Annotated in this window: 8 protein-coding genes; 5 read left to right on the top strand and 3 right to left on the bottom strand. The window is 67.5% G+C overall.

The window, feature by feature from the left end:
* The first annotated feature begins 24 nt into the window (after positions 1-24).
* Positions 25-732 (top strand): hypothetical protein, encoded by a 708-nt coding sequence (locus ACQ3HB_RS10065; RefSeq protein WP_430919912.1) that lies wholly within the window; start codon positions 25-27, stop codon positions 730-732.
* A gap of 349 nt (positions 733-1,081) precedes the next feature.
* Positions 1,082-2,221, top strand: a complete 1,140-nt coding sequence (locus ACQ3HB_RS10060; RefSeq protein WP_430919911.1) for a sensor histidine kinase — start codon at positions 1,082-1,084, stop codon at positions 2,219-2,221.
* A gap of 241 nt (positions 2,222-2,462) precedes the next feature.
* Here ACQ3HB_RS10060 and ACQ3HB_RS10055 read toward each other — a convergent pair whose 3' ends face one another.
* Together ACQ3HB_RS10055 and ACQ3HB_RS10050 are read right to left on the bottom strand one after the other, a co-directional pair.
* Positions 2,463-4,280 (bottom strand): peptidoglycan D,D-transpeptidase FtsI family protein, encoded by a 1,818-nt coding sequence (locus tag ACQ3HB_RS10055; RefSeq protein WP_430919910.1) that lies wholly within the window; start codon positions 4,278-4,280, stop codon positions 2,463-2,465.
* A gap of 189 nt (positions 4,281-4,469) precedes the next feature.
* Positions 4,470-7,442 (bottom strand): helix-turn-helix transcriptional regulator, encoded by a 2,973-nt coding sequence (locus tag ACQ3HB_RS10050; protein ID WP_430920030.1) that lies wholly within the window; start codon positions 7,440-7,442, stop codon positions 4,470-4,472.
* 528 nt (positions 7,443-7,970) lie between these two features.
* On the opposite strand from ACQ3HB_RS10050, the gene ACQ3HB_RS10045 reads away from it, so the two are divergent.
* From ACQ3HB_RS10045 to ACQ3HB_RS10035, 3 genes are all read left to right on the top strand, one after another.
* Positions 7,971-14,552, top strand: a complete 6,582-nt coding sequence (locus tag ACQ3HB_RS10045) for a choice-of-anchor G family protein (RefSeq protein WP_430919909.1) — start codon at positions 7,971-7,973, stop codon at positions 14,550-14,552.
* A gap of 170 nt (positions 14,553-14,722) precedes the next feature.
* On the top strand, positions 14,723-15,484 hold the full coding sequence (locus ACQ3HB_RS10040) for a DUF5819 family protein (protein WP_430919908.1): 762 nt from the start codon (positions 14,723-14,725) through the stop codon (positions 15,482-15,484).
* Positions 15,481-16,872, top strand: coding sequence for an HTTM domain-containing protein (locus ACQ3HB_RS10035; RefSeq protein WP_430919907.1), 1,392 nt, complete (start codon positions 15,481-15,483; stop codon positions 16,870-16,872). Before ACQ3HB_RS10040 ends, ACQ3HB_RS10035 begins: the two co-directional genes overlap by 4 nt.
* A 263-nt stretch (positions 16,873-17,135) precedes the next feature.
* Here ACQ3HB_RS10035 and ACQ3HB_RS10030 read toward each other — a convergent pair whose 3' ends face one another.
* Positions 17,136-18,476 carry a hypothetical protein gene (locus ACQ3HB_RS10030; RefSeq protein WP_430919905.1) on the bottom strand — a complete coding sequence of 447 codons (1,341 nt, stop codon included), beginning with the start codon at positions 18,474-18,476 and terminating at the stop codon, positions 17,136-17,138.
* Between the last annotated feature and the right edge of the window lie 26 nt (positions 18,477-18,502).

The raw sequence follows: 18,502 nt of genomic DNA, 5'->3' as shown, positions 1-18,502 counted from the left end.
GCATCGGCGCCTGTGCCTGCTCCTGTGTCTGCGTCTGTTGCGACGGCCGCTGCGGCATCCGCATCCGCGCCTTCGCTCGCATCGGCGCCGCCCGATCGCAGCTGGACCGTGACGATGGCCGACGGAACGACTCCGGCCTCGACCGGCCAGCTGTTCTCCGGGCAGCGCGTGGTTCCCGGGAGTCAGGTGACGGACGCCTACCTGATCCGGCACGGTGCGGGCGTGAACGGCTCGCTCGTGGTGCGGGCCCGGCCGCTGAGCGAGCCGAACGCGTTCGAGCAGGAACTCTCCGTCACGCTGTCGACGCCCGGCGGCCCGGTGAAGACGGCCCGGCTCGCGGATCTGCTCCGTGACGAGGACGCGGTCGAGGTGGTGGCGGCGATGCCTCGGGGCGAGGTGCGGCTCGACATCGCCGTGGGCCTCGATGCGACCGCCACGAACGCGATGCAACGCGATGCCGTGCGCTTCGTGTTCGTCCTGACCGTCTCCGGGACCGACGTCGTGATCCCTGAGGACCCGGGCGGGCCAGGTGTGCCGACCTCCCCTCCGGTCGGGGCCGGCGGATCCGGCGGTTCGGGTGGGTTGAGCAGCACGGGTGTTGAATTCGTCCCCGTGCTCGTGGCCGGTGCGATCCTCGCGGGAGCCGGCATCGCTGCGATCATCGGGAATCGTCGTGTGCGTCGTCTGGAGGACCGCGACCGCGACGCCGCGCCTGCCCCCGACCTCGACTGACCTGTCGCCGTGCTCGTGGAGAGCGGCGGGGGGCTGGTGTCTCGAGCCGCCCTTCGACAGGCTCAGGGACCGGAGTCCCGCGGCCGGTCGCTCCGATCCGGACCGGAGTCCCGCGGCCGGTTGCTCCGATCCGGTCGCAGGGCTCCTGGTGTCCGCTCGCTGGGCCTGTCGAAGCGTCGCGCCCACCCATCCCGTCTCTGTTCACAACTCAGGAGCGATCCGGCGTGTCGGCATCGACACGCCGCCACGCGCGTCCGACACGCCGGGGCCGTCCTGAGTTGTGAACAGCAGATGGTGGAGCGGGCACTGCCATACGTCCACAACAGGTGGAGACGTCTACGGTGTGAGGATGGGTGATTCGTTGCGGGCGGCCGATGCGCCTCCCGAGGACTCGGTCGGATTCCTCTCCAGCGCGCGGTTTCGCCTGACCCTCAGCTACGCGGGATTCCTGCTCGTGGCGGGCGTCGCGTTGTTCGCGCTCCTCTTCTACCTGATCCGATTCGTGCCGGACGAATACCTCACGGGAGAATCCGGCTACGCGCCCAACCGCAGCGACCTGCTCCGCGCGCTGTGGCCGAGGCTGTGGCAGGTGGGGCTCGTCCTCGCCGTCATCGGACTCGTGGGCGGATGGTTCCTGGCCGGGCGGATGCTCCGGCCCCTGCAGCGGATCAACGCCGTGGCACGACGGGTGTCGACGGGGGCCTTCGACCAGCGGGTGCAATTGCGCGGCCCCCACGACGAGTTCCGTCAACTCGCCGAGACGTTCGACTCCATGCTCGACCGCCTGCAACGTTCGTTCGACGAGCAGCGGCGGTTCGCGGCGAACGCATCGCACGAGCTGCGCACGCCGTATGCGATCGAACGGATGATGCTCGACGTCGCGGTCGCGAACCCAGACGGTGTCGACGTGCGCCGGCTGGTCGAACGGCTCGATGCGACGAACCGTCGGGGCATCGAGATCGTCGAGGCGCTGCTCGCCCTCGCCTCGCTCGAGGAAGGACGTGCCCTGACTCGCGGTCCCGTCGACCTCGACGAGCTCGTCTCCGACGTCGTCGAAGGGCTCCGGTCGGTCGCCGAGACGGGCGGGATCTCCGTGTGGACGTCGCTCGGCGAGAGCTACCTCGACGGGAACGATGCGCTGCTGCGACAGCTCGTGTCGAACCTGGTGCTCAACGGGATCCGCCACAACACAGGGGCGGGCGGTCGCGTCGAGGCTCGGGTCCGGACCCTGCAGGACGGTGCAGTCGAGCTCGTCGTCGTGAACACCGGCCCCGTCGTGCCGTCCGAACTGCTCGGGACGCTGACGGAGCCGTTCGTGCGTGGCGTGGGGCGCGTCGCGGGTGGCCGAGCGGGAGCAGAGGGCAGCGGGCTGGGGCTGGCGCTCGTGGCGCGGATCGTCGAGGCCCATGCCGCACGGCTCGAGTTGCACGCGCCGGAGACCGGTGGGCTCGTGGTCGCGGTGCGGTTCAAGGGCCCCGCCGCGGACTGATCGCGGGCTGTCGGTTCGTCTGCAGTGTGGAGTGCCCTTCGACAGGCTCAGGGACCGGGCGGCCGTGTCCGGTCACTGAGGTTGTCGAAGTGTGGGGGTGGGGGTCGGGAGGAGCGCCCTTCGACAGGCTCAGGGGCCGGGGCCGCCGTCCGGTCACTGAGCTTGTCGAAGTGTGGGGGTGGGGGTCGGGAGGAGTGCCCTTCGACAGGCTCAGGGACCGGGGCCGAGGCAGGGCGGCGCGTCAGTAGTCGAGGGGGAGGTCGGGGGCGTCCGTGGTCGACGGGAGCACCTCACCCGTCCGCAGGGCGTACGACATCAACTCGCGAAACACGGGAGCGGCCGCAGCAGAGTTGTTCATGTCGACCGGATCCGCGAGGTTCACCGTCACCACGTACCGCGGCGCCTCCACCGGCGCGAAGCCCGCCATCGACACCAGGTAGCTCTTGCTGTAGCCGCCGGAACCGTCTGGCTGCTGGGCTGTACTCGTCTTCATCGCGACACGGTAGCCGGGGATCGCCACCTGGTCCGCCACCCAGCTCTCCCGATCCACCGCTTCGAGGACGAGCCCGACCTGCTGGGCGGCCGACTCGGAGAGCACCCGTTCACCAGGCGCGAGCTCGGGTGAGTCGATGCCGCCGTCCGGCGCCCGACATCCCTCCACCAGTCGCACGGGCATCCGCACGCCGTTGTTCGCGATCGCCTGGTACAGGCTCGCACCCTGGATGGCCGTCGTTGAGAACCCCTGCCCGAACATCGTCGTGTACGTCGTCTGGTTGTCCCACGCGTCCACGTCGGCGAGGATTCCGCCCGATTCGCCGGGGAACCCCACCTCGGTCGCGCGATCCTGCCCGAACTTGGTGAAGTAGCCGGCGCGCGTCTCCGGGGAGAGGCGCTCGCCGAGCTGCGAGATGCCGGTGTTGGAGGACTGCACCATCACACCGGTGAGAGTGAGGCGGAGATCGCCGTGGAGATCGGTGTCGTTGATGTCCGCATCGTTCGGGGCGATGTACCGGTACGGCGAGAGGATCTCCGAACCTGGGCCCGCCGCGCCCTCCTCGATGAGTGCGGCGGCCGTGAGCGTCTTGTACGTGGAGCCCGGCTCGAACGGTGCCGAGAAGGCGCGCGACCCACGGTCCTCCGGCGCGCTCGCCGAGATGTCGCCCGGATCGGCGCTCGGATACTCCGCGACCGCCAGCAACTTGCCCGTCGCCACTTCCATGACCGTCGCGATGCCCCACCGTGCGCCGACCTCAACAGCCCGACGGGCGAGCGATTGCTGGGCGAGCCACTGCAACTCGGCGTCGATCGTGAGGACGACATCGGATCCGTTTCGCGGCGCGGTGTCGTGCCGGGTGCCGGGGAGCGGGACGCCGTCGCGGCTCCTGACGTAGCTCGTGCTCCCGTCCTCACCGGTCAGGCACGCGTCGTGTTGGAGTTCGACGCCCGCCTGCGCTTCGCCCTCCGATCCCACGAACCCGACGAGGTTGCCGGCCACGGAACCGCGTGGGTAGCTGCGGGACTGCCGCTCCTCGAAGTACGTCCAGGGGATGTCCATCGCATCGATCCGCTCGAACTGCTCGCGGGTCATCGCCTTCCGCACCATCGCCCAATTGGACTCCGCGTCGGTCTCGAGCGCGGCTGCGATGACGGCAACGACCTCCTCCGCCGTCTGGCCGGTGACCGTCGCGATCTCAGCAGCGGCCTGCTCGCGGCTCACCTGGATCGTGGTGCCGTCGACCTCCCGTTCGAACGGTTTCGCGTCCTTCGGCGACACCGTCAGATCGAAGCGCGGGACCGATGCTGCAAGCACATCGCCATCACGATCGAGGATGCTCCCACGCGCACCGGGCACACGGGAGCCCTGCACCTCGACCCGCTCGCCGGCCGCTGCGTTGTACTCATCGGCGCGAACCACCTGGATCTCCACGAGCCGGACGCCGAAGACGGCGACGAGGGCGCACACCGTGACGATGGCGCCGGTGATCCGACGCTGCCGGGGATCGGCGAGCCAGTGGTGCTCGCGGAGTCGCCGCGGGAGGTTGGGGGACTGACCCTTCATTCGACTATCGTATGGAGTTTCACATGCAAGGTGTGGACGCTCGTCGGCGCGCCAGGTCATCGGTGACCGCGCACTGAGCTTGTCGAAGTGTCGGGGTCGGGGGTCGTTGGAAGTTGCCCTTCGACAGGCTCAGGGACCGGGGTCGCAGGGACCGGGGTCTCAGGGACCGGGGTCGCTGGGACCGGGGTCTCAGGGGCCGGGTGGCGCAGGCGGCATGACCAGGCGACCGAGGTCACGACGGCGCGCAGCACCGAGTTTCGCCCTCGCCTGCAGCACATGGGACTCGACCGTCCGGACACTGAGGAACAGCTTGCTGGCGATCTCCTGGTTGCTGAGACCGTCTGCGACGAGCCGAGCGATCTCGAGCTCCCTGCGCGTCAGACCGCTCAGGTCGGGACCGATCTCGGCATCGCCGTCCGGGCTCGGGGTGATCCTCGCCGATTCCGAGGGCCGAGCGGCTGCGGTGGACCGGGCCTCCCGCACCTCCGTCGTCGGGGTGGCCTGAGCGGCCGCGGGCTTCGCGTCGGCGGCTTCCGATTCGACCGACGACGCGCGCCCGGCCGATGCTCGGCCATCCGCCTCCGGATCCGCGTCAGAGCCTGGTCCGCGCTCCGCGGCGCCCTCCGCATCGCGACTCGCACCCGCATCGACTCCCCGGATCGCCAAGACCCGTTCCGCGTGCTCGCCGCACCGTCGCGACTGGTTCGGTCGTCCCTCCGCCAGGTGTAGTCGTTCGGCGAGCCGGTACGCCTCCGCCGCACGCAACCGCGCACCGATGGTCTCGAGCGTTCTGGCGGCGTGTTCGGCGATCGTCGCATCCTGCGCAGCCTCGGCCTGCAGGTAGGTGCGCAATGCTCGTGGGAGCGGCGTGAGGTCGGTCGCAGGGACGTTGCGGATCCACGAGGCTGCTTCAGCGGCGGCCCCGCCGACCCGCCGACTGAGGTAGGCGGCGTAGATCCGTGCGGACGGGGCCTCGTCGGGATCCGTCGCGATGCCGCTGATGAAACGCGATGCCGCCGCGGGCCCCTCCGTGTTCGCGATGACGGCGAAGTCGACGATCGAGGCGATCATGCGCAGGAAACTGGATCCTTCGACGATCGTTCCGTCGACGGCCTGTCGCCGACGCGCGGCCTCGTCCACCTGTCCGACGCGCGTGTACCCGAGCGCGAGCGAGAGCGAAACGTGCGTGTGCACCTCCGGCGGCAGGGTGTTGTCGAGGAGGCGTTCGACGACGGTGAGGTCCGCGATGGCGCGTTCCGTGTCCTGATCGATGAGCGCCATCGTGCCGCGGAGGATGCCGACGACGCACTGGTCGACGGTTGCGAGCTGCCCTCGAGCCATGCCGGCCCGCTCGATGAACACCGTGATGTCGTGGTCGAGCTCCGCCCACGGGAACCCCGCCTCCATCCGGACGAGTCCCGCGAGGAGGAAGAACATGGCGCTCGCGTCGCGAGTCGAGTGGGAGAGCGGTTGCAGCGCGTGGTAGCTCAGCTGGCGGTAGACCGCGTAGCCGCGATCGAGCACCCGTTTCGTCTCCGTCATGTTGCAGAGCGGATTGCCTTTCGACAGCAGCGATGCGGCGGCGTAGAGCCGGGTCGAGGCCGTCGCCTTCGGATCGTCGAGGAGCTCGTTGAGCGTCTGCATCACCTCGGCCTTGTCCGGGGAGGCGTCTCGCCAACTGTCGACGAGTCGGACGTGCTCGGTGAGGAGCCGTTCGTGCTGCGGATCCTCGACATGGCGGACGGCCGGGCCGACGCTCGCGATGGCGCCGCGGGCGTCCCACTTGGTGAGCGAGCCGCTCCAGGTGAGGAGCTCATTGCGATCCTCGTCGCTCGCCTCCACGTTCAACGGGACATCGACGGCGGCGATCGCACCGTCCAGATCGCCGAGCATGGCGAGCGCGCGCGACTGTTGGAGCGCTGCGGCCAACGATGGGCGGAACGCGAACGACCGGCTGGCCAGCAGGTGCCCGTCGCTCGGCAGCCCGGCGACGTTGGCGACGTGGGCCGCCGTCCGGAAGAGGTGCGCGGCGGTCTCGGCGGTGACTGCTTCGAGGATGTCCGCATCGCCCGCGTCGAGCCAGAACCGCCCGACGATGAAGTGCTCGTTGGGCGTGAGTCGGAAGCCGCGGTTGAGGTCGCGGATGAGGGCTCGTTGCACGTTGCCCATCTGCCGTGAGCGCCAGGATCGTCGCCAGTCGGACAGCGCCGACCACGCGTGGAGTTCGTCCGCGACGATGCGATCGAGCGCCGTCCCGTCGTTCCGGGCGAGGCCGAGCAGCAGGAGGGTGTGCAGGGGCGCCTCACCGATGAGCCGCGACGCGCGCGCATACGGGATGGGTCCGAGCTTCGCGAGCATCACGAGGGAGTAGCGGCCCTCGTCGTCGATGCGGTCGAGCAGGGGGAGCGTCAGATCGTGGAGTCGTGGGGACATCGCCGAGTCGCCGAGCGACAGGATGCTGCGCGGCACGTAGAACGACCCGCCGGTTTCGAGGGCGTCCTTCGTGAGCTCGTGGACGAGCCGGGGCGAACCGGCGCTCAGCCGTACGATCGTCGACGTCGTCATGTCGTCGAGCACCGTGTCGCCCGCTGCGAGGGCGGTGACGGCGATCGCTTCGGAGTCGTCGAGGCCGGGCAGGTCGATGCGGGCGAGCGATCCGTTCCGCCAGGCGGTGAGGAGCCGTGTGGCGCCGGCATCGAGTCGTGCGGTCTCCGGCTCGAGTTCGGCCCTGGCCGGTTCGAGGGTGACGAGCACGGTGTACGTGGATGATCGAGAGATCTCCACGATCGCGGGGACGTGCTCGGCGCCGAGTGCAGCGCCGTCGTCGACGACGAACGCTGTCCCTGCCGGGGCCGTCCGCCAGGCGAGGAGCGATTCGATCGCGTCAGGGTCGGTCGCGTCGATGCGGAGGACGGTTCGTCCCGTTCGCCGGATTCGGTCTGCGACGATGCCGGCGGCATAGGTCTTGCCGAACCCGTTCGGTGCGACCAGGAGCAGGCTCGTGTGCTGTTCCACGACTTCGACGGCGCGTCCGATCGCCGCCTGCCGCGGACTCGGCTTCGGCCGTCGACGGAGCGCGTTCAACTGGGTCGCGCCGAACGGGGTCGACGCTGTATCCGCCCGATCGACGAGCGCAGCGCTCGTGTGGGCTTCGGCGTGCATGATCGTCACGCAGCCGAAACTGCCGGTCGGTGGTCATCGGCAGTTCCGGTCCGAATGGTGTCCAGCTGCTTTGCTGAACATCTCATGGACTGCGGTACCGGTTGCTGCAAAGTTCCCTGTGTGTTCATTGTGCGTCGCCCCCAGTGCGGTGCTCTTCGCTACGTCGGACTCCCAGTGACCGGCGTTCGCTTGATCCATTATCAGTAGTGACCGAGTGCTTGCTGCGCCCCGCCTGTGTGTTCTCAGTAGAAACTACGTACCCCATTCGGGTGCCGTGACCCCGTGTGACACCCGCTACCCCCTGAACGGGGGCGGAACGGCGCGGAACTATTCGGTGGCGTTACCCAGTACTGATTTTCGGTCCGACGACTACTCGAATCAACGTCCCCCGGGTGGGGGACGGCGTGCCCGCCCATAGTGTGGCCGGGACTGAAGCCCGCGAGCGCGGGTCTGATGCCCGTGCACCGAAGGGAAGGTTCCATCGTGGGGGAACGACAGCAAGTACTCAGACGAGGCAGAGTGTGGAAGGTGGCCGCGACAGCGGTCGTCGGAGCACTCATCGCCGTGGGATCGACGACGACGGCGACAGCGGCGCCGACCGACGCTTCGGAGGCGCTCGGACGGTTCCTCCAAGGACAAGCAGCCGGCATCAACTTGGACTCGGTTGCAGCGGTGCAGGGCGCTCTCGCCCAGAACCCCAGCGGCGTCCACCCGACGGCCCAGGACCCGCTCTCAGCCAGCGTCCTCAACGCCATCAGCATCAACCTCGGCGACTCGCTGCAGCTCTTCCGGCCGAACGGCGTCATCAACCTCGGCGCCGTCGCCCAATACGCATCGGCCCAGGACAACGGTGACGCGCTCGCCGCATCCGGCGCGGTCAACGATCAGGGCGCGATCTCGGTGGGAGGCAGCCCCACGGCTCCCGCCAACGCGAACATCAACCTCACCAATCTGCTCACCAGGGTCGGCGTCCCCACCGCCGGCATCCTGGACACGGCTTCGGTCGAGCTCGGCGCGCTCTCCGGTCAGGTCTCGCAGACGGGCGGCGCGACTCCCGTGACCGACTACCAGATCGCCGGCGCGACGCTCAAGTTGCAGAGCCCGCTCGTCAAGAACGTGTACACGCAGCTGCAGAGCTCGGTGAACAGCGTGCAGACGGTCCTCAACGGTCTACAGGCCACGTTGAACACCGCGCTCAACCTGCCCGCGCTCAACCTGGGCGTCGTCAGCGCCGCGCCGACCGTCAACGTCACCGTTCCGAACCTGAGTCTGCTGTTGCCGACCGGCGCAGTCGGATCGGGAACCGGTGTAACGGTCGATCTCACGACCGGAGCGGTCACCGTCGACCTCGCTCTGCTGCTCGCCTCCGACCCGACGTTGCCCGACCTGAACGACCTCGGCCCCAACACATCGCTGCTCTCCGGCCCCATCGGTGCAGCGATCGCCGCAGGCATCACCGCAGCGATCACCGCTCAGCTGACCTCGGTCGTGAGCAACGTGCAAGCTGCCGTTCAGGCCACCCAGGTCAAGGCCGTCGTCCAGGTCAAGGTGCTTGGAGCCAACGCTGTGACGCTGACGCTGGATGCGCCGCTCTCGGCTATCCAGGACGGCAGCGCCACGTTCGTCGCCACAGGCGCGGTCGCGAATCTGCTCAACACCGTGCTCAGCGTTCTCGGACTCAGCCTCAACCAGATCACGACACTCCTGCTCAACGCCGTGCTCCAGACGGTCGGCGGCGTCTTCACGGCGCTCACGACGCTCACTACGACCGTCACCAATATCACGACCGGCCTCGCCGTGAATGTGGTGGGTCCGGTGCTCAACATCGTGAGACTCGCGGTGGATCTCACCGCGAACGCTCAGCCCGCGGTCGGTGATCTCGGTGCGGGCTCGACGACCGTCCGGGCAGTCCAGGTGAGCCTGGTTCCGGCGCTGTCGCTCGCGAGCATCGGCCTCGGGTCGGCGACGGTTCGCGGCACGCTCGTCGTCGATTACGAGACGGCGATCACGGCGACCCCGGGAACGGTCAACCCCGGCGGCACCACGACGATCACCGGTACCGGCTTCGCTCCGAATGAGGCGGTCACGATCAGTGCGCCAGGTGTCACGTCGGTGACGACGCAGTCGTCGGCGACCGGCACGATCTCGGCGCCGATCAGCATTCCGGCGGGTGCGGCGATCGGTTCGCTCACGGTCTCGGCGAACGGTGCGGTGTCGCAGACGCCGGCGACCACGGCGGTCACCGTCGAGGCGAAGGTCTACACGACGGCGATCACGGCCAACCCGACGACGGTCGCTCCGGGAGGATCCACGACGGTCTCCGGCACCGGCTTCGCGGCGGGTGAGACCGTCTCGGTCTCCATCCCCGGCGCGGACCCTGTGACCACCACGGCAGGCAGTGACGGCAGCATCACCGTCGCCTTGCCGATCCCCGCGGGTCAGGCAGTGGGACCCGTCACAGTGACGGCGACCGGTGCTGTGTCGAACACTCCGGCCACGACGAGCGTCACCGTCGAGGCGACGACCTATGTCACCGCGATCACGGCGACGCCTGCGACGGTCGATGCGGGATCGTCGACGACGATCACGGGTACCGGGTTCGCACCGAGCGAGACCGTCACGGTCTCGATCCCTGGCGCCGACCCCGTGACCACGACGTCGACGGCTGAGGGCACGATCTCGGTCGCGCTCCCGGTCCCCGCCGACTACGCGTCCACGACGGCAGTCGTCACGGCGACCGGTGCGGTGCCGGATACTCCGGCGACGACCAACCTGGCCGTCAACATCGTCTACAACACGGCGATCACGGTCGACCCCACCACGGTCGCACCGGGAGCGTCCACGGTCGTCACCGGAACCGGTTACGCGCCGAATGAGACCGTCACGGTCTCCATCCCTGGTGCTCCTCCGGTCACGGTCCAGACGAACGAGACCGGTGGATTCACCGTCTCCCTCCCGATCCCCGCGGACTACGTCCCAGGCCCCGTCACGGTGACGGCGGTCGGCGACGTGTCCGACACTCCGGCAGAGACCGACATCACCGTCGTTTACACGACCGCGATCACCGTCACACCGACGACCACGGGCCCCGGCACGACGCTCCAGGTGAGCGGCTCCGGCTTCGCACCGGGTGAGACGGTCACCGTCTCGGTCCCGGACGGCACTCCGGTAACGGCGACGGCGAACGAGACCGGCGGCTTCGTCGTCGACCTGCCGCTGGCATCCAACCAGCCGGCCGGCCCGGTCACCGTCACGGCGACGGGTTCGATCTCGAACACGCCCGCCGAGGGGAACGCGACGGTCGTCTACACGACGGCGATCGTTGCGACACCCGCTTCGGTGAACCCGGGAGAGACCACGCAGATCAGTGGCGCGGGCTTTGCTCCGGGGGAGACGGTTTCCGTGTCGATCCCCGACCTGCCCGCAGTGACGGCAGTCGTCGGTGCGGATGGCACCTTCACGGTCCCGCTCCCGATCCCGTCGGACTACCCGGACGGTACGGTCACGGTGACCGCGAGCGGTCCCGTTTCGGCGGCCCCCGCGACGGCCGGACTCGCGATTCAGTCCATCGTCTACGTCACGGCGATCACTGCGACGCCCGCGACGGTCGATGCCGGTACGTCCACGACGATCACCGGCACGGGCTTCGCACCGAGCGAGACCGTCACGGTCTCGATCCCGGACGCCGACCCCGTGACCACGACGTCCACGGCTGAGGGCACGATCTCGGTCGCGCTCCCGATCCCGGCCGATTACGCGTCGACCACGGCCGTCGTCACGGCGACCGGAGCAGTGTCGAACACGCCCGCGACGACCAACCTGGCCGTCAACATCGTCTACACGACGGCGATCACGGTCGACCCCACCACGGTCACCCCCGGAACCTCCACGGTCGTCACCGGAACCGGCTACGCACCCAACGAGACTGTCACGGTCTCCATCCCGGGCGCACCTCCGGTCACGGTCCAGACGAATGAGACCGGTGGATTCACCGTGTCCCTCCCGATCCCCGCGGACTACGTTCCCGGCCCCGTCACGGTGACGGCGGTCGGCGCCGTATCAGACACTCCGGCAGAGACCGACATCACGGTCGTCTACACGACCGCGATCACGGCGACGCCGGGAACGGTCAACCCCGGCGGCACCACGACGATCACCGGTACCGGCTTCGCTCCGAATGAGGCGGTCACGATCAGCGCGCCAGGTGTCACGTCGGTGACGACGCAGTCGTCGGCGACCGGTACGATCTCGGCGCCGATCAGCATTCCCGCGGGTGCGGCGATCGGTTCGCTCACGGTCTCCGCGAACGGTGCCGTGTCGCAGACGCCGGCGACCACGGCGGTCACCGTCGAGGCGAAGGTCTACACGACGGCGATCACGGCCAACCCGACGACGGTCGCTCCGGGAGGATCCACGACGGTCTCCGGCACCGGCTTCGCGGCGGGTGAGACCGTCTCGGTCTCCATCCCCGGCGCGGACCCTGTGACCACCACGGCAGGCAGTGACGGCAGCATCACCGTCGCCTTGCCGATCCCCGCGGGTCAGGCAGTGGGACCCGTCACAGTGACGGCGACCGGTGCTGTGTCGAACACTCCGGCCACGACGAGCGTCACCGTCGAGGCGACGACCTATGTCACCGCGATCACGGCGACGCCTGCGACGGTCGATGCGGGATCGTCGACGACGATCACGGGTACCGGGTTCGCACCGAGCGAGACCGTCACGGTCTCGATCCCTGGCGCCGACCCCGTGACCACGACGTCGACGGCTGAGGGCACGATCTCGGTTGCGCTCCCGGTCCCCGCCGATTACGCGTCCACGACGGCCGTCGTTACGGCGACCGGTGCTGTGTCGAACACGCCTGCGACGACCAACTTGACCGTCAACATCGTCTACACGACGGCGATCACGGTCGACCCGACCACGGTCGTTCCGGGAACGTCCACGGTTGTGACCGGAACGGGCTACGCCCCGAACGAGACCGTCACGGTCTCGATCCCGGGTGCTTCTCCGGTCACGGTCCAGACGAACGAGACCGGTGGATTCACCGTGGCTCTTCCGATCCCCGCGGATCACGTTCCGGGACCCGTGACGGTGACGGCGGTCGGTGCGGTGTCGAACACTCCGGCAGAGACCGACATCACGGTCGCGTACACGACCGCGATCGTCGCGACGCCCTCCTCGGTGAACCCCGGTGGGACGACGCAGATCAGCGGCGCGGGCTTCGCTCCGGGGGAGACGGTTTCCGTTTCGATTCCTGACCTGCCCGCAGTGACCGCCGTCGTGGGTGCCCTGGGCATCTTCACGGTTCCGCTCCCGATCCCGTCGGACTACCCGATCGGGACGGTCACGGTGACTGCGAGCGGTCCCGTTTCGGCGGCCCCGGCGACGGCCTCCCTCGCGGTTGAGCCGATCGTGTACGTCACGGCGATCACGGCAAACCCGACGACCGTCGAGCCAGGCGGGTCCACAACGGTGACCGGCACGGGCTTCGCCCCGAACGAGGCCGTCACGGTCGCGATCCCCGGCGCACCTTCGGTCCCCACGACCGCATCGGGTACGGGGACCATCTCGGTCAACCTGCCGATCCCGGTCGGATACGCCGACGGGAACGTCACGATCACGGCGACCGGTGCGGTCTCCGCAACTCCGGCCACGACCGCGCTGACGGTCGAGACGGGGGCGACTGAAGCTACGGAGGCCACAGAAGCGACGGAAGCAACCGAGGCAACCGAGGCGACGGAAGCCACTGAGGCAACTGAGGCAACTGAGGCAACTGAGGCAACCGAGGCAACGGAAGCCACGGAGGCTACTGAGGCAACTGAGGCAACTGAGGCAACCGAGGCAACGGAAGCCACGGAGGCAACGGAAGCCACGGAGGCTACTGAGGCAACTGAGGCAACCGAGGCAACCGAAGCAACGGAGGCGACCGAGGCCACGGAAGCCACGGAGGCTACTGAGGCTACGGAAGCAACCGAGGCTACTGAGGCCACGGAAGCCACGGAGGCTACTGAGGCCACGGAGGCAACGGAAGCAACCGAGGCCACGGAGGCTACTGAGGCCACGGAGGCTACGGAAGCAACCGAGGCTACTGAGGCCACGGAGGCTACGGAAGCCACCGAGGCCACGGAAGCTACTGAGGCCACGGAAGCCACGGAAGCAACCGAGGCAACCGAAGCAACGGAGGCAACGGAAGCAACTGAGGCAACCGAAGCAACCGAAGCAACCGAAGCTACGGAGGCAACGGAAGCCACGGAAGCCACGGAGGCAACGGAAGCAACCGAGGCGACGGAGGCGACGGAAGCTACCGAAGCTACGGAAGCAACCGAGGCTACTGAGGCAACCGAAGCGACGGAGGCCACTGAAGCGACCGAGGCAACGGAAGCTACTGAGGCAACGGAGGCGACGGAGGCGACGGAGGCAACCGAGGCAACGGAAGCAACTGAGGCAACCGAGGCAACCGAAGCGACGGAGGCCACGGAAGCGACGGAGGCCACGGAAGCGACCGAGGCCACGGAAGCGACCGAGGCAACGGAAGCGACCGAGGCGACGGAAGCAACGGAAGCAACGGAGGCGACGGAGGCCACTGAGGCCACGGAAGCTACGGAGGCAACGGAAGCGACCGAGGCGACCGACGGCACCGACGGCCCGGAAACAGGTCTCGACTCCTCCGTGAAGTACGCGACCATCGTCCGCGGAACCGGCGTGACCCAGGTGGTCTACGCATCCGGGTTCCGTGCAGGTGAGACGGTCAACGCGACCGTCAACTCCACGCCGATCGCCCTGCCCGCCCAGACGGCAAGTGCCACCGGGACGGTGACGTTCAGCTTCCCGGTCGGTGCCGACTTCGAGCTCGGAGCCCACTCGGTCGCCGTCGTCGGGGCAACGTCCGGTGCGGTCACCGGTCCCCGTCAGCTGACGAACTTCGTCGTGACGGATGCCACCAGCCCGGGCAACGGCACAACGAGCGGTTCCTCCGGTTCCTCCGGTGGACGCCTCTCGAACACCGGGTTCGAAGGCGGGCCACTGGGTCTCGCCGGCGTCATCGTAATCCTGCTGGGAGGTGCTGCGGTCTTCCTGACCCGTCGTCACCGCACCGACAAGGCGTAACACCTCGATGCGGCCGTCCTTCATCCAGAAGGGCGGCCGCATCGCTCCAGACCCCGGTCCGAACACCGGGGTCGAACCGATTCACCAGCCTGGCCCGGTCCGAACACCGGAAGCCATCGCGGTTGATGCATCGGATGTTGTGAACCGACCCCGAGATCGGAGAACTGGAAATGACGAGAACATATCCCGTCGGCGCGAAGGTGGGCGCCGGCATCGCAGCAGCACTCGTGGTGCTCTATGTCGCGCTGAGCGTGTTCATGGTGTTGCCGGCGAGTGCCGCGAAGTCGGCGGTGAGTCCTGTGCTGCAGGCGGCCAGTCCGTACTTCGCCCAGAAGTGGGACGTCTTCGCTCCCACCATTCTGAAGAACAACCAGCAGTTGCAGGTGCAGGTGCAGTGGCGTGACGGCGCGGGCAAGCCGGTGAAGAGCACCTGGTTGAGCGTGACGGGCCTCGAGGAGCACAGCATCCCCGGCAATCCGTTGCCGTCGAGGGTGAGCAAGGTCTCCTGGAACCTCATCAAGACGTACTACACGCGGTACCTGCAGTTGACGCCGGAGCAGAGGCTGATGGTGAAGGACACGTTCATCGAGCGGGTCGGCGGCGGGTTCGGCGCGATTCCGCAGCAGGAGTTGGCGGACAAGCTGCTCACGAAGGGCGACAGCGTTCTCGATGTGAACCGTGTGCTGCGGTCGGATCGCATCGTGAAGGAGTTCCTCACGTACTTCACGACCGCGTACTACGGTCACGACATCGAACGGATGCGGTGGCGTCTGTACCAGTCGAGGCCGAACGATTTTCTGCACCGTCTGGATGCGAAGCCGCAGTTCACACCGCAGACGACGACGTTCGGGTGGCGGCAGGCGGATGCGACGGTCGACCCGGAGACGCTGTCCGCGTTCCGTGAGGTCGTGGAAAGGTACAGTGCGCGATGAGTGCTCGGACTGCGCGCCAGGCGCGTGCCAACGAATCCACGTCCGCGGCGAACGGGTCGAAGCCGCTTGCACCGGCTTCGCGCTGGGACCCGCGGACGTGGTTGCCGCGACTCGCGGACTGGGGCCTGCGCGCCAAGCATGCGACGTACAGTTTCGCGGTGTTCCGCATCATCTACGGTCTCGTGGTGCTGATGGTCCTCGTGACCAACGCTGCCGACCGTCACTACATCTGGGGTGTCGGTTCGCAGTGGCTCGATCTGGAGCTGGGTGTGAATCCGTATCCGGCGATCTTCGGTTTCCTGTTCCCGAAGGACAACCAGTTCCTCTTCGACCTCTCCTACGGGGTGCTCGCGGTCCTCGCGATCCTGTTCACGGTGGGTTGGCGGACGCGGTTCGTCACGCCGTTCCTCCTGCTGTTCTGGGTCAGTTTGTCGACGAACAGCAACCTCGTGAACAATGGTGGCGACACGGTCATGCGGATCACGCTCCTGTTCGCGGTGTTCGCGGATCTGTCGCAGCGGTTCTCGGTCGATGACTGGTTGCGGAAGCGGCGTGCTGAACGTGGTCTCGCTCCCGCCCGGTCGATCCGGGTGCCGTGGTGGCCGTCGTGGGCGGGGACGCTGCTGCACAACACGGCACTCGTGCTGTGCGGGTACCAGATCGCGCTCGTCTACGTCCGTTCGGCGACGCTCAAGCTGCAGGGGCCGGAGTGGGTGAACGGGACCGCCTCCTACTATTCGGTGATCCTCGACAACTTCCGTCCGTTCCCGATGCTGAGTGACCTCACCTTCCAGCTGAGCTTCGCGGTCTACGTCGCCACGTTCGTCGCTCTCTACACGCAGCTCCTCTTCCCGGTGCTGCTGCTCTGGCGGCCGTCGAGGATCTTCGCGCTCATCGCGATCTCCGGCATGCACCTCGGCATCGCGATCCTCCTGGGTCTGTGGCCGTTCTCGCTTGCGATGATCGCCCTCGACTTCCTCTTCGTTCGCGACAGCACGTGGGTGGCCGCGTTCGGTTGGGGCAGGCGGACGCTCGGGGTGCTCAAGGCGTTCCGTGTGCCGGGCGATGGTTCTGGGGCGGGTTCTGGTTCTGGTTCTGGTTCTGAGTCAGAGGCTGGGGCAGAGGCCGAAGCCGGGGCTGAGTCCGGGGCTGAGTCCGGGGCTGTGCCGACAGCAGACCAACCGGTTGGTGCGTCGGCCGGTGTCACGGTCGGCGGTGGTTCGGCCGTCGAGGAGACGGTCGGCGAACATCGCGATGACACCGATGTCGTTTCGAGCGATGGCGCGGAGCCGGACCCGTCCCGTGAGCGCCATCCGGTCGGGGCCAGTGGGGCCGAGCGTCGCAGGTTCGTTCACCGGGCGCAGTCGTTGGACGACCCGCCCGTGTGACCAGTTCCATCCTTCACGTTCGGGTGAGGGATGGTCAGGCGGTCGGTGCCTCGGGTGCGCCGACCGCCGCCCTTTTGGGTGCGGGCTGCAGCCGACTCAGTGCGCGCTTCTCGGGGGTAAGAGCGCTTCGGACCCACAAGACCTGCGCCCTGAAGAGCTCGACTACTTCTTTTTCCGTCTTGGCTGTACGGGAGGTACCTCGAGGCTGGGTGACCACGTAACTGCCGGTGGCTCTACGCGCTCTGAATACAGTTCAATAACGCTCACAAATCTGAGGTCTGCGTTGCATCTCGTCGAGAGGCAGCCAGCGAAGACGGTCGAGACGGGGTCCGCAGACGCGATGATCGACGGGAGACAGCGGCGCCGTTGCGCATGATCTCCTCTGCCGCGCTTTCTTGTTGCTTCTGGTGTGCGTCGGTGACCGCCCAGGCGACGACGATGGCACTGAGCGCGAGCGTCGCAGGTCGGCCGATTCCCCAAGTGGAGAACAGCACGTCCCAGATGCCTTGCACGCTGACGAGCACGACCATCGGGCTCCATTTGCCTGACGTTCGCGTGATTCCCGCCACGAAGAGCGCAAGGAGCGCAATTGGGAAGAGCGCCGCAAGTATGCCGCCTTGCACCCACGCCTCGAAGAAGACGGAGTGTACGGAAACGCGACCGTCAGACCTGATCCAGAGGCCCATGTACGCCGCGGGATCATCCATTCCGAGTGCGCGGGCGAAGTCACGGCCCTGAGCCATCGTGGCCTGATCGATGTTATTAAGATCACCCCAGCCCAAGAAGGGTCGCGCGAGCACTGCGGCAACGGAGAGAGGGGGTTCCACTCGGCCCGCCAGAAGAAGCGAAGCGCCGCTCGAGATCTGCTCCTCTGTGCGAGCTTTTACAGCCTCGCCAAACAGTCCGGAGTTGATCGCGATAGGCATGATCGTCGCGAGGGCCACGAACGCTGCGGCTGCGAGGAAAGCCTTGAACAATCCCCGTCCGCTGCTGCGAGATTTGCCTTTCACGAATAGGAGCAGGACGACTGCCATACAGACGAGGCCATGCGAACGGAATCCGAGGAAGATGCTCATAGATCCGATGGCGACGAGCAGGATGATCGGTATCGCCCGGTGCTGTGTTCTCGCCAGCGCAAGGAAGATGACCAGGAATGTGATCGGTACAGCGATCCCGTACTTCCACAGATGCTCGAAGGTGTCCCGCGAATTCTCAGCGCCGATGAAGATGTAGAAGAGTACGGTGCCAATGGACGACCAAGCGAGGAAGTGACTCGCCGCCTGAACACCATCGGTCAGCTTTACAGCGGCGATCATCATGAGACAAAACGCGGCCGTCGAGTAGACATTGAACGTTGCTATGTCTGCTTTGAAGATCAGCGCGCTGATGGCGAGCATAGCCATTGAAAGCAACGCGAGCCACAGGATGACTTTGACGCGAAGCGGCCAGCCTCGCACCGTCCGCATTGGAATCAGAAGCAGGGCAAGGACCGATGCCCATGAGAAGGCGTACCCGATGAGCGGAATCGGGAAGGTGCTGACGAGCCCGAGGATGCGTCGGAAGGCGCGGTTGTCAGTCAGCTTCTGTGGCGTGCCTTCGCTCATGGTGTGGACGATACCAGCCCTGCGGG

Origin of the sequence: Plantibacter lichenum, from assembly GCF_050587525.1 — a bacterium.
In the GTDB taxonomy this organism is placed as follows: Bacteria; Actinomycetota; Actinomycetes; order Actinomycetales; family Microbacteriaceae; genus Plantibacter.
This window is presented reverse-complemented; position numbering and strand designations above follow the sequence as displayed.